Below are 11,664 nucleotides of genomic sequence, written 5' to 3'. Positions count from 1 at the left end.
CGCCCTTCGACACCAACTGTGCGGGAGATCGTACAAAAGCCTCCCCCGCCACTCTATCACGGCTATTTCTTATGGCTGTCGTTATCGGCAGCGCCACCACTGGTCGTACCGGGATTCCAGGAAGGGGGATCACTGGCCGGAAAGGTTTCCTCAACCGTTTCATCAACCTCTTCTTCGTCTTCCTTATTGCGGGGGCTTTTCTGGGGTTTTTCATCTTTATCGGTCATACCAGGGCTATCTCCAATTGAGGATGTTAGCGCTGTGTACGTGGCGGATACGCCTTCACGTTCATTTCGAGTACACCATTTCCGATGATTCACACGAAATAAATCGTGACCGCCTTTCAGCGGCCACAACTGTCACCTACGATCAGGCAGCTGTAGCTGCCTTACGCTTGCGAGCCGTCCAGCCATATGCGGCCAGGCCACTCATCATCAGCCAGGCAGCTGCTGGCAGCGGCACTGGTGTTGGTGTATCTGGTCCAGTGACTGCACTGATGTTCAGACCGGAGATCTTGAAAAAGTCGTTGCCTGTGTAGCCGCCAGCGATTGAGGCCGACACCAACAAGGCATTTCCGGTTCCGCTCAGGCCTACAGTCAGAGCATGGTTGCTCACGGTCGAGTGCGCATCAGTTCGCGATCCAAATCCAACCGCTTCAAGAGAAGAATAGGTATTGCCGGAAAGGTTGAAGTCGGTACCAACCGAACCAACCCAGTAGGAAATGTCTCGATCGAACTTACCATAAGGATCGATAGTCACCGAATCGAAATTCACGGCTGAATCGAAGAAGAAAGCGACGAGGTCTTTTGAGTGAGAGTTGTCGACCTGATGCTGTGGGGACCCACAGTTCTTTCGCTCGTCCCGGTTGCAGACGCCCAAACCGGTATTCCACTGGAGCAGTTGGGCCGTTTCCAGCTTGCCATAATAGCCAGTGTCCGCATAAGCGCGAGCAGTCATGCTACCGAAGGTCAGACTGTTGCCATACCCATTTCCGCTACTGGCGTCCGCCGCTTTGGTGAAGTCGACGGATAAAGCCGCCGCTGGCAGACTGAAGCCGACCGTGAGTGCCACGGCTGCTACTGTCTGCATTAGTCCCTTGTGTTTATTCATAGAGATGTTCTCCTGAGGTTCATGTATTAGCCGGTGAACACTTGCTTGCGCGCTTGAAAAAAATTACGTTACACTCGGCAACATAATATTACGAAACTTCAACAAACAAGTATCGAATTATCAGGAGAACAACCGTTAGTTGTGACAAGGGTCTCGCTCAGCCGCAATAGGCCGATTGCATGATTCTTCAACGGAGCTCGGTTTTTGTTTTTCCACAGCGCTCGCAAATGAAGGTCGTGTGTAACTTCCCCTGCCTGCTGTCGAATCGGCTGTTGTTGTCTATTTTCCATTTATGGAAGCCATGCTGACAGAGCCCTTTGCTTGGCTGCTTGCCAACCGGCTTTCTGAATTGAAGTATCTCGCCCATACGCCATACTCATTGATTCGCTGCTGTCTAACCCTCACTCACTCCTCGCTGGAAGTGGTCTCTGGCCAGCTGATCGTTACCGTCTGCGTGCCCCATTCCAGGGCCGCTTCCACATCCTTTCCCATGAAAATATCAATCTTGTCCTCCCACCGACTGTTCATTTTGTCGCGAACGATATAAGTACCTTCGAGCCCCTCGATAGTCACCGGCGTCATGTGGTCAAGGCCCGCGTCGATGAGGTCGCGGGAGACGGCTATCGACTTCATACCAGGCTCAAGCTGATCGCCCCAGGCGGCCAGACCTACGTTCCCTTTTTTGGTTTCAGCCTCACGCATGGTGTATGCGCTTGCAGTGACCTCCAGCGTGCGCACTTCCGGCTGCTTTTCCTGGCATGCAGACAGAAAGCCGGCCGAGCCAGCTGCCAACATGCAGATGGACGCGAGCGTGGCCAGTCCTCTATTTCGTTTGCCCATGAAGTGAATCTCTTTTGACAGATATCAGGAATACGCGGTGAGACTGACGCACGATCAGCGATCAGCTGCCGCGCCGTCAGTACCGTCAAGAACGCCCCTTACCTCCTCATACCAGCGCAACCACGCTTCCTCGAACTGCATTCCTAGTTTCAGTGTCATATACGGCAGTATATACCGCTGCCTTGCTTCGGGATCATTGCGGTAGTACAGGGCTTCGGTTTCGCGATAGTCCGCCAGTGTCTGCTCGTGCAGTTGACGATGTTTCTCGAGATCCCCTACCAGGATCCCCGGTGCCACATTTCCACCCGCATAGAGCTTGATCAGCAGGGGATCACGGTAACGGTAGCTCTTGGCTGGTGTGGCGGTCCAGGCACGGAGCTCTTCCAGACCGGCTGAGGTAATGCTGTAAATTTTCTTGTTGGGTTTATCGGACTGCTCAACCAACTCAAACTCGACACGACCTTCTTCACTCAGTGTGTTCAGTGTCTGGTACACCTGTTGGTGAGTCGCGGCCCAGAAATGTCCAATACTCTTGTTGAAGCGTTTTATGAGGTCGTAACCAGTACCTGGCTCGAGCTCGAGCATCGCCAGAACGGCATGCTTCAATGACATAGTGCTTAGCTCCTGAGGTGATATCACCATCATAGCGGTATGGCGAAAGAAACCAAGCACACTATATGCAATTATTTGCATATAAAATCACATTGGATTAACCTTGCCTTCTCGTCGGCTAACAGCACAGGCACGTCCCATGACCAAGACATCAGATTCAGCTCCAGTCAAACGCGCACCCAGCACCATCAGAATCGGCAAGCGCTATCGGGCCAGCCGTATAGACAGCGACTACGACGCTATTGTGATTGGGTCCGGCATCGGTGGTCTTGCCACAGCAGCGTGCCTGTCGAAACAAGGCAAGAAAGTCATCGTGCTGGAGCAGCACTATACCGCTGGCGGCTTTACACACAGCTACAGCCGCAACGGATATGAGTGGGATGTTGGCGTGCACTACATTGGCGACATGGGGTCTCCCAACACGCTGGCCAGAAAGATCTTCGACTACATCACCGACGGCGAGCTCAAATGGGCGCCAATGGACGAGGTCTATGATCGCTTCTATATTGGCGACGAGGTCTACGAACTTCGCGCCGGAAAGGCAGGCTTCAGGGAGTCGATACTGGCTGCGTTTCCGGACGAGGGCGCTACCGTAGACCGGTACCTGAAGATGTTGAGCAAGGTTGCGCAGGGCATGCAGGCCTACAGCCTTGGCAAGATAGTCCCCTCGATGGCCGCACCCGCCTACCACCGCATGCTGAAAATGATACTGCCCGATTATTTCAACAAGACCACCTATGAAGTGCTGTCATCGCTGACTTCGAACCAGCGTCTCATCGCTGTTCTGGCTGGTCAGTGGGGAGACTGCGGCGTACCCCCGCGACAATCGAGCTTTCTTATTCATGCCCTGATCGCCAAGCATTATCTGCATGGTGGCTACTATCCTGTGGGCGGCGCCTCGAGAATTGCCGAGACCATCATCCCGGTAATACAGGCCAGTGGCGGCGAAGTGTTCACCTATGCAGACGTGAAGGAAATCATCACCGCTGATGGAAAGGGCAAGAGGGCGACCGGCGTGAGGATGGCTGATGGCGAGGTGCTGACCGCGCCGCTGATCATCTCCAACGCAGGCGCTTTGAATACCTACGAAAAGCTGTTGCCTGAATCGGCTCGGATTCATAGTGGCTACACTGCCAAGCGGCAGACGATCTCGCCGTCAATGTCTCACCTTGGCATGTACATTGGTATCAAGGGCACTAGCGAAGAGCTGGGGCTACCGAAGACTAATTTCTGGATCTACCCTGAAGAAAACTATGATGACGCCGTCACCGCTTTCATGAAGGATCCGTCACTGCCCTTCCCTGTGGTCTACATCTCGTTCCCTTCGGCAAAGGATCCGAGCTATAACTCACGCTACCCGGGCCGCTCCGCCATCGAGATTGTTGCGCCGACGACTTATGAGCAGTTCGAACAGTGGAAGGACACCACCTGGGGCAAGCGTGGTGAAGACTACGAGACACTCAAGCAGGACCTGACCGATCGAATGCTGGAGGCGCTCTATACCAGACTGCCACAGCTCAGGGGCAACATTGACTATTTCGAGACCTCTACACCGCTCTCCACGGATTTCTTCTGCCGTTACAGCCAGGGTGAAATCTACGGCCTCACCCATGATACCCAGCGCTTCGAGCAGAGCTGGCTGAGGCCTCAGACACCAGTGAAGGGTCTATGGCTCACTGGCCAGGACGCCCTGACCTGCGGCGTGGTCGGCGCAATGATCGCTGGTGTACTGACGGCAGCCGCTGCGCTTGGTCTGCGCTCTGTGCCCATGCTGCGAAACCTGCTCACATGGAAGCCGGGGAGGCGTAACGCCCCGGTCACTTTGCAGAAGGAAACAGCGTAAGGAGACACTCAGACCCCGAAGAGCGCTGTAGGTGGCATTGGCCGGAGGCCCGGCGGCACATTGCGTATGGCGTTCTCGAGCTGTGCAGCTTGCGGGTCGACTGATCCCATTATATCTCTCTCCCTTACCAGCTACCTGTGTTGTCCATGGACGCCCAGGGCTCCTGCGGCGCCAGCGCTTCGCCTTTCTGCAACAGCTCGATGGAAATGCCGTCGGGTGAACGTATGAACGCCATATGCCCATCCCGCGGCGGGCGATTGATACAGACACCCTTGTCTTTCAACTGACTGCAGATGTCATAAATGTCGTCAACTCGAAAGGCGAGATGACCAAAGTTTCGACCACCGGAATAGCTCTCAGGATCCCAGTTGTAAGTCAGTTCAAGCAAGGGCGCACCTTGTGAAGCAGCCCGCTCTGTATCGTCACGAGCGGCGAGATAGACCAGCGTGAATCGACCCTTTTCACTCTCCTTTCGATACGCTTCGACAAGTCCCAGCTTGTTGCAGTAAAAATCAAGCGAGGCATCCAGATCGCTGACCCGAACCATGGTATGAAGATATTGCACGTGGAACTCCTGAATTGATGATCAAGGCAGCCTGACATGCGAGCTGGGCTAGTCTCGCTGTCTGCTGTACACTCACTGCCTTCTTTATTTACGACATTTGGAGATATCATGGCTCGGGCATCTGCACGACATATTCTGGTCAGCGACGAAGCACAGTGTGCAAAACTGAAAGACGACATCGCCAATGGCTCTGATTTCGCTGAACTGGCACGCAAGCATTCAGCGTGCCCATCCGGCAAGCAGGGTGGCGATCTCGGCGAATTCGGCCCCGGCCAGATGGTCCGCGAATTCGACGAAGTGGTCTTCAGCGCACCGGTTGGCGAAGTTCAGGGTCCTGTCAAGACCCAGTTCGGTTACCACCTGCTCGAAGTGACTGCTCGCAAGTAATACGGCCTGTTTGCTCATGCGGCTTTGCTTCCGGGCGAGGCCGCTACGGCGCCAGATCTGACCATACGGCGAGCTCGTTGCGGTTTGGGTCTTCAAAATGAAATCGTCGTCCTCCGGGGAAGCTGAACACCGGCTTGACCACCTTGCCCCCTGCCTGCTCTACCATGGCTTGAGTGGCTTCAAGATCACTGCTGTACAGCACCACAAGAGCACCCGGTGCAGTGCCACCCGCTTCACACCCTATCGGGCCAGCTGAAAGAAAGAATCCCCCTTCCAGTGCTGCGTTCGAAAAGGCCGTGTATTCCGGCCCATAGTCAACGAACTTCCAGTTGAAAGCCTTCGTATAGAAAGCTTTGGTGGCCTCCAGGTCAATCGCCGGAAATTCGATATAGTCAATCTTGCCTGTTTTTCTCATACCCTGACCGCGCTCCCAAACGGATGAATTTTTCGCCACGCCCACCGACCGCTGAGCGAGGCCGGTATTGTCATCGTACTCCCTCGTTAACAGGACGACGAGTCCTGACCATTTCGTCCGCAAGGAGCTGACAGTGACTACAGCAGCAATGACGACATTGAAGATAGACATGGTGTCAGACGTGGTCTGTCCATGGTGCATCATCGGTTACCAGCGTCTGCAGCAGGCGCTGAAACAATATCCCGACCTGAAGGTCGAACTGACTTTTCAGCCTTTCGAGCTGAACCCGAACATGCCACCGGAAGGCCAGAATATCAACGAGCACATCGCCGAAAAATACGGGAGTGACGAAGCCACGATCGAACACAACCGTCAGCAGATGCGTTCGTTGGGCATGGACCTCGGTATCACCTTCGACACCGATGCAGGGTCGAGGATCTGGAATACCTTCATGGCGCACAAGCTGCTGATGCGCGCGGAACAGCTGGGCCGTCAGACGCCGCTGGCGATGGCGCTGTTCGAAGCCTACTTCTCGGAACGCAAGAATGTATCTGATCCAGAGATACTGGTAGATATTGCGGCGAAGAATGGTCTTTCGAGGGAGGAAGCCCAGACAGCACTGGATGATGAGGCGCTTGGCCAACAGGTGCGCGCGCTGGAGGATGATTACCGTCGCGTGGGAGTATCCGCAGTGCCGACCTTCATTTTCAACGACATGTATAGCGTAAGCGGCGCTCAGGATCCTGTGGTTCTGGGCAAGGTGATTGCTGAAATTCTCGACAAAAACGACAGCAGAGGCTGATACCAATCATGGATGCAAAGACACTGATCGACTCAATGAAAAACGAACTGAAACGGGCTGACCTGTCGAGGTTCTCCGATGAGCAGCTCGCCAGTCTGAATGAGCTCTGCAAACAGTGGACAGAGAAAACTGATAGCGAACTCAAACAGCGTGGACCGAAACAGAATGAAGAAGGCTGGCTGGCCAAACAGAACGACTTTCTGTAATGACGGTCAGGTAAATTTCCGAAAAAACCGGGTTCTGTCGAACATCTCCTCCAGAGACTCCATGCGAGCCCGGGTGTCTGACCACAGTCGCTCCTGTACATCAGCGATCATGGTTTCGAGTAGTAACATGGTCGCTACCGAGGAATCCCACGCTGATGGCACCACGATGCGACTGCAGAAATAGCGGGTGGCCAGCTTGTAAATCGGCGAGCGCCATTGATCGGTAAACAATACGATCGTCGCACCACGCTCATGAGCCATTTCAGCCAATTTCAGTGTACTGGCTTCATAACGGCGGACGTCAAAAATAACGAACACATCGCCCGGCTCTACGTCGAGCAGATAATGTGGCCAGGCATTTGAAATCGTTGGGATGTGGGTGACTCGAGGTCTGATCACCTGCATGTGCAGATAGAAATAGTCAGCCATCGTGCGGGTTATTCGTCCACCCACCACATACACCGCCCGTTTTTTGTCCGCCAGCATTTCGCAGCTAGCATCGAAGGTTTCTGCTTCGATCTGCCCGAAAGACTGACGAATATTAATGATACCAGCCTCCGCAAAGCGATTCAGAATATGTCCTTCCGGCGCCTTCCGTATCCAGGTGTCGTGTTTGGCGATCGGACCGGATATACGGGCTTCGAGCTCGCGCCGCAACTCTGCCTGAAATTCCGGGAAACCCTTGAAACCGAGCTTCTGAACCAGCCGTGCCACTGTCGGCGTCGAAATACCGGCAGCCTGGGCAACTGTAGTGATCGATCCAAGAGCGGATACCGGATAATTGTCGAGAATAAGATCCGACAGTTGCCTTTCGGCGCGGGTAAGCGTGTTGGCCTGCGCCTGAAGTCGTTCGGCTACGGTATCAAGCGGATTCTCATTGTCTGAGTCAGTAGTGGCGATCATTGGTGTCTTTGGCACTCCTGTTCCGGATCTGGCCTGAAGAGATAAAGTATATACATCTCCGAAAACGAACATGCCATACAAGCCTGAAGAAATATTTTCAGCAAAGTTGTTGACAGCTGCCTGCGATATGAAGAATTCTCTTCATAGCATCTGTACAAGGAAGATCTTCGTGATTCCAGAACAGGCAGTCTTTTTTACGCGATGAGCATACGCGCTGATCGCATCGCCCCGCAGGTCATTCGACCGGAAGCAGGCTCGCAAATCCTGCTGGTGTGCGAGCATGCGAGTAATTTCGTTCCTGACCAGTATGCCAGGCTTGGTCTCAGTGAAGATGTTCTGCTTAGCCATATTGCCTGGGACCCGGGTGCACTCGAAGTGGCAAGGCACCTCAGCGAATTTCTCGATGCGAGGTTAGTGGCCAGCTCGGTGTCACGCCTTATCTACGACTGCAACCGCCCCCCTCACGCCCACGACGCCATGCCCGCACGCAGCGAAATCCATGATATCCCGGGTAACGTCAATCTCAGCGACGACGACCGTGCGAACAGGGTGTCCGGCGTCTACCAATCCTTCGAGGACACGCTCAGGCAAACGATCGAGCATATGTCCGGCACTCCGATCATCATCACCATTCATAGTTTCACCCCCATTTACAAAGGCAAGAACCGAACCATCGACATCGGCGTCTTGCACGATGACGACAGCCGTCTGGCCGATGCCGTGCTGCAAATTGCAGATCAGCATTGTGAACGTGTGGTTCGACGCAACGAACCCTACGGACCAGGTGACGGCGTCACCCATACGCTGCGAACCCATGCGCTGAAAGCGCGCTATCTCAATGTCATGATCGAAATTCGCAACGATCTCATTGCCACAGCACACGACCAGAAAGCGATGGCGCTCATGCTCGCTGGTTTGCTGACTGCGGCGATCAAAGTGGCGCAGGCCCTGCCTGTGCTGAATGAAGATGCAGCCGACGAGGACGAACCCGAATGGGGCCAATGATTCGTGGCTACGTGCGTGTCGTCGATGCCGTTAACTACCGGATCGGCCGCATCATGATGTATGGCATCTTCGTCATGGTCGGCATTCTGCTGTGGTCATCGATTTCGAAAACCTTTTTTCTGCCCTCGCTCTGGACACTTGAAGCCGCACAGTTCGCCATGGTCGCCTACTACATCATGGGCGGCCCCTACTCGCTGCAGATGGGGTCCAACGTGCGCATGGATCTGTTCTACGGTGAGTGGTCGGCGAAAAAGAAGGCCTGGGTCGACGCCTTCACGATTTTCGTGCTGATTTTCTACCTGGGCGTGCTTCTCTATGGTGCCATCGAGAGCACCAGTTACTCGCTTGAATACGGCGTTCGCAGCCGCACTGCCTGGCGGCCATACATGTGGCCGATCAAGGTAGTCATGTGCATCGGTTTTTTCCTGATGTTGCTACAGGCCATTTCGGAGTTCTTCAAGGACATTGCAGTTATCAGGGGAGAAACCCTTTAGATGTCGTATGACCTGATTGCCCTCTTCATGTTCTCGACGATGATGCTGATGCTGATGACCGGGCAGCGGGTTTTCGGCGCCATTGGCGGCGTTGCAGCACTCGCCGCCCTGGCCCTCTGGGGCACGGGCGGCTCGGACATTCCATTCTCGGCCTCCATGAAGCTGATGAACTGGTACCCATTATTGACCCTGCCGATGTTCATCTTCATGGGCTATGTCCTGTCGGAATCGAAGATCGCCGACGACCTCTACAAGATGTTCCATGTCTGGATGGGGCCGGTTCGAGGCGGTCTCGCGATAGGCACGATCGGACTGATGGTACTGGTGTCGGCCATGAATGGACTGTCTGTGGCTGGCATGGCCATTGGTGCCACGATTGCCCTGCCGGAGCTGCTGAAACGTGGTTACGACAAGCGCATGGTCACTGGCGTGATTCAGGCTGGCTCCTCACTGGGCATACTGGTGCCGCCGTCTGTCGTGCTTGTTCTCTATGCCATGATCGCCAGGCAGCCGGTAGGCCAGCTCTGGCTGGCAGGCGTGTTGCCGGGCCTGCTGATGGCCTCCATGTTCATCGCCTACATCTACATCCGCTGCCGGATACAACCTGAACTCGGTCCGGTATTGCCTCCGGAGGAGCGCAGGGTCAGTACGCGGGAAAAGTTTCGTCTCCTCAGGGCCGGTCTGCTGCCCCTGGTCATCTTCGCCACCATGATGGTGCCCTTCATCAATGGCTGGACCAGTCTGGTTGAAAGCTCGGCCATTGGTGCCATGGCCGCCTTCGTCGCCGCCGTGCTCAAGGGGCGCATGAATCGTCAGGTGTTCGAGGTGTCCGTCAGGCAGACGCTTGCCATCTCCTGCATGTTCATGTGGATCATCCTGGCAGCACTCGGCTTCGGCGCGGTCTTCGACGGTCTCGGTGCCGTGCAGGCGATCGAAGGGCTGTTTACCGAACAACTCGGGCTGAATCCATGGATGATCCTGATATTGATGCAGCTATCGTTCCTGGTCATGGGTACCTTTCTTGATGACACGGCCATGCTGGTCATCGTTGCGCCGCTCTATGTTCCTTTAGTCGCTGCACTGGGCTTCGATCTCATCTGGTACGGGATTCTCTACACGATCACGACGCAGATCGCCTATATGACGCCACCCTTCGGCTACAACCTGTTCCTGATGCGTGCCATGGCACCACCGGAAATATCGCTTCGCGACATATACAGCTCCATCCTGCCCTTCGTGCTGGTGATGATCCTGGCACTTGCGCTGATCATGATATTCCCGGATATCGCGATGTGGCTCCCGAATTACGTGTACGGCAAGTAAGACCTCAAAGGTAGATAAAAAAACGGAAAACCAGGAGAGCATCATGACCACAAGACGTAAGTTCCTCGCCACCGCCGGCATTGCCGGTGCAGCCGCTCTGGCACCCCCAGCGCTTTATGCGGCAAAGCCAAAGATTCGCTGGCGCATGCAGACTTACGCAGGTCCCGCTCTCGCCGAACACGTCATCAAGCCCGCCATAGAAAGTTTCAACAAGATCGCTGGTGACGAAATGCAGATCGAACTGTATTTCGCCGATCAGCTAGTACCCACAGGGGAACTGTTCCGCGCGCTGCAAAAAGGCACCATCGATGCCGTTCAGTCCGATGATGATTCGATGGCCTCACCAACAGAGGTCACCGTATTCGGTGGCTACTTCCCCTTTGCCAGTCGCTATTCTTTGGACGTACCAGTGCTGTTCAACCAGTACGGCCTGGCCGAGATCTGGGAAAAGGAATACGCCAAGGTGGGTGTGAAGCACATCTCGGCAGGCGCCTGGGATCCATGTCATTTTGCGACCAAGAAACCGATCAACTCACTTGATGATCTCAAGGGCAAGCGGGTGTTCACCTTCCCGACGGCTGGCCGCTTCATGAGTCAGTTCGGCGTGGTGCCGGTGTCGCTGCCCTGGGAGGATATCGAGGTTGCAGTGCAGACCGGCGAGCTCGACGGCATTGCCTGGTCCGGTATTACCGAGGACTACACGGTTGGCTGGGCCGATGTGACAGATTATTTCCTGACGAACAATATCTCGGGGGCCTGGGCTGGTTCATTCTTCGCCAATATGGATCGCTACAATGCCCTGCCAGAGCATCTCAAGGAGCTTCTGAAAGTCACGCTGGACAGTTCTCACTATTATCGTCAGTGGTGGTACTGGGGTGGCGAAGCCGAGCTTCGGGTCAACGGTTCGAAAATGAAGCTGACCACGATTCCCGACGAAGAGTGGGCCGAGGTCGAAAAGGCTGCCAAGGTGTTCTGGGACGAGATCGCCAAGGAATCCGAGACCAAGGCCAAAGTCATACAGATCTTCAAGGACTATGGCGAGCTGATGGAGAAGGCTGGGCGGCCTTACAGGTATAGCTAGGCGTTAAGCCAGGCTCGGTAAAATTCGCGGAACTGACGAGAGCGGTCAGTTCCGCGAGGTTCGACAACAATAGCGGAG

General features: G+C 54.8%; 15 protein-coding genes. 8 read left to right on the top strand and 7 right to left on the bottom strand.

Features of this window, described 5'->3' with window-relative positions; all coding sequences use genetic code 11:
- Positions 1-62: 62 nt before the first annotated feature.
- The 4 genes from ABD735_RS01070 to ABD735_RS01055 all read right to left on the bottom strand — a co-directional run bounded on the left by ABD735_RS01070 (position 63) and on the right by ABD735_RS01055 (position 2,562).
- Positions 63-227, bottom strand: a complete 165-nt coding sequence (locus tag ABD735_RS01070; protein WP_344802402.1) for a hypothetical protein — start codon at positions 225-227, stop codon at positions 63-65.
- A gap of 142 nt (positions 228-369) precedes the next feature.
- The gene (locus ABD735_RS01065; protein WP_344802400.1) at positions 370-1,110 is read right to left on the bottom strand and encodes a VPLPA-CTERM sorting domain-containing protein; all 741 of its coding nucleotides are present in this window, start codon (positions 1,108-1,110) and stop codon (positions 370-372) included.
- Between the two features lie 405 nt (positions 1,111-1,515).
- Positions 1,516-1,950 carry a 3D domain-containing protein gene (locus tag ABD735_RS01060; RefSeq protein ID WP_344802398.1) on the bottom strand — a complete coding sequence of 145 codons (435 nt, stop codon included), beginning with the start codon at positions 1,948-1,950 and terminating at the stop codon, positions 1,516-1,518.
- A 54-nt stretch (positions 1,951-2,004) separates the two neighbouring features.
- Positions 2,005-2,562, bottom strand: coding sequence for a PadR family transcriptional regulator (locus ABD735_RS01055; protein WP_344802396.1), 558 nt, complete (start codon positions 2,560-2,562; stop codon positions 2,005-2,007).
- Between the two features lie 139 nt (positions 2,563-2,701).
- Between ABD735_RS01055 and ABD735_RS01050 the strand changes: the two genes are divergently transcribed.
- Positions 2,702-4,405, top strand: a complete 1,704-nt coding sequence (locus ABD735_RS01050) for a phytoene desaturase family protein (protein WP_344802394.1) — start codon at positions 2,702-2,704, stop codon at positions 4,403-4,405.
- A gap of 124 nt (positions 4,406-4,529) precedes the next feature.
- On the opposite strand, the gene ABD735_RS01045 is transcribed toward ABD735_RS01050, so the two are convergent.
- Positions 4,530-4,970, bottom strand: coding sequence for a VOC family protein (locus ABD735_RS01045; protein ID WP_344802392.1), 441 nt, complete (start codon positions 4,968-4,970; stop codon positions 4,530-4,532).
- Between the two features lie 108 nt (positions 4,971-5,078).
- On the opposite strand from ABD735_RS01045, the gene ABD735_RS01040 reads away from it, so the two are divergent.
- Positions 5,079-5,357, top strand: a complete 279-nt coding sequence (locus tag ABD735_RS01040) for a peptidylprolyl isomerase (RefSeq protein WP_344802390.1) — start codon at positions 5,079-5,081, stop codon at positions 5,355-5,357.
- A 43-nt stretch (positions 5,358-5,400) separates the two neighbouring features.
- Here ABD735_RS01040 and ABD735_RS01035 read toward each other — a convergent pair whose 3' ends face one another.
- The gene (locus ABD735_RS01035) at positions 5,401-5,943 is read right to left on the bottom strand and encodes a VOC family protein (RefSeq protein WP_344802388.1); all 543 of its coding nucleotides are present in this window, start codon (positions 5,941-5,943) and stop codon (positions 5,401-5,403) included.
- Between ABD735_RS01035 and ABD735_RS01030 the strand changes: the two genes are divergently transcribed.
- Positions 5,906-6,574, top strand: coding sequence for a DsbA family oxidoreductase (locus tag ABD735_RS01030; RefSeq protein WP_344802386.1), 669 nt, complete (start codon positions 5,906-5,908; stop codon positions 6,572-6,574). The genes ABD735_RS01035 and ABD735_RS01030 overlap by 38 nt on opposite strands.
- An 8-nt stretch (positions 6,575-6,582) precedes the next feature.
- Positions 6,583-6,780: a hypothetical protein gene (locus ABD735_RS01025; RefSeq protein WP_344802384.1), complete on the top strand. Its 198-nt coding sequence runs from the start codon at positions 6,583-6,585 to the stop codon at positions 6,778-6,780.
- A 6-nt stretch (positions 6,781-6,786) separates the two neighbouring features.
- Here the strand turns inward: ABD735_RS01025 and ABD735_RS01020 are convergent, their stop codons facing one another.
- On the bottom strand, positions 6,787-7,698 hold the full coding sequence (locus ABD735_RS01020) for a MurR/RpiR family transcriptional regulator (protein ID WP_344802382.1): 912 nt from the start codon (positions 7,696-7,698) through the stop codon (positions 6,787-6,789).
- 186 nt (positions 7,699-7,884) lie between these two features.
- Between ABD735_RS01020 and ABD735_RS01015 the strand changes: the two genes are divergently transcribed.
- The 4 genes from ABD735_RS01015 to ABD735_RS01000 are packed head-to-tail and all read left to right on the top strand — an operon-like array spanning position 7,885 to position 11,586.
- Positions 7,885-8,688: an N-formylglutamate amidohydrolase gene (locus tag ABD735_RS01015; RefSeq protein ID WP_344802380.1), complete on the top strand. Its 804-nt coding sequence runs from the start codon at positions 7,885-7,887 to the stop codon at positions 8,686-8,688.
- The gene (locus ABD735_RS01010) at positions 8,676-9,182 is read left to right on the top strand and encodes a TRAP transporter small permease subunit (RefSeq protein ID WP_344802378.1); all 507 of its coding nucleotides are present in this window, start codon (positions 8,676-8,678) and stop codon (positions 9,180-9,182) included. Before ABD735_RS01015 ends, ABD735_RS01010 begins: the two co-directional genes overlap by 13 nt.
- A complete protein-coding gene (locus ABD735_RS01005) occupies positions 9,183-10,505 on the top strand; it encodes a TRAP transporter large permease (RefSeq protein WP_344802376.1) in 1,323 nt (440 codons plus the stop codon).
- 43 nt (positions 10,506-10,548) lie between these two features.
- Positions 10,549-11,586 (top strand): TRAP transporter substrate-binding protein, encoded by a 1,038-nt coding sequence (locus ABD735_RS01000; RefSeq protein WP_344802374.1) that lies wholly within the window; start codon positions 10,549-10,551, stop codon positions 11,584-11,586.
- Positions 11,587-11,664 lie beyond the last annotated feature (78 nt).

This window comes from Allohahella marinimesophila (genome assembly GCF_039538005.1).
GTDB lineage: Bacteria > Pseudomonadota > Gammaproteobacteria > Pseudomonadales > Oleiphilaceae > Allohahella > Allohahella marinimesophila.
The sequence above is the reverse complement of the archived record's forward strand: the minus strand, read 5'-3'. Positions and strand labels throughout refer to the sequence as shown.

Coding starts and splice junctions, on each gene's coding strand:
- ABD735_RS01070 (WP_344802402.1), bottom strand. CDS start 227: ATGACCGATAAAGATGAAAAACCCCAGAAAAGCCCCCGCAATAAGGAA.
- ABD735_RS01065 (WP_344802400.1), bottom strand. CDS start 1,110: ATGAATAAACACAAGGGACTAATGCAGACAGTAGCAGCCGTGGCACTC.
- ABD735_RS01060 (WP_344802398.1), bottom strand. CDS start 1,950: ATGGGCAAACGAAATAGAGGACTGGCCACGCTCGCGTCCATCTGCATG.
- ABD735_RS01055 (WP_344802396.1), bottom strand. CDS start 2,562: ATGTCATTGAAGCATGCCGTTCTGGCGATGCTCGAGCTCGAGCCAGGT.
- ABD735_RS01050 (WP_344802394.1), top strand. CDS start 2,702: ATGACCAAGACATCAGATTCAGCTCCAGTCAAACGCGCACCCAGCACC.
- ABD735_RS01040 (WP_344802390.1), top strand. CDS start 5,079: ATGGCTCGGGCATCTGCACGACATATTCTGGTCAGCGACGAAGCACAG.
- ABD735_RS01035 (WP_344802388.1), bottom strand. CDS start 5,943: ATGTCTATCTTCAATGTCGTCATTGCTGCTGTAGTCACTGTCAGCTCC.
- ABD735_RS01025 (WP_344802384.1), top strand. CDS start 6,583: ATGGATGCAAAGACACTGATCGACTCAATGAAAAACGAACTGAAACGG.
- ABD735_RS01015 (WP_344802380.1), top strand. CDS start 7,885: ATGAGCATACGCGCTGATCGCATCGCCCCGCAGGTCATTCGACCGGAA.
- ABD735_RS01010 (WP_344802378.1), top strand. CDS start 8,676: ATGGGGCCAATGATTCGTGGCTACGTGCGTGTCGTCGATGCCGTTAAC.
- ABD735_RS01005 (WP_344802376.1), top strand. CDS start 9,183: ATGTCGTATGACCTGATTGCCCTCTTCATGTTCTCGACGATGATGCTG.
- ABD735_RS01000 (WP_344802374.1), top strand. CDS start 10,549: ATGACCACAAGACGTAAGTTCCTCGCCACCGCCGGCATTGCCGGTGCA.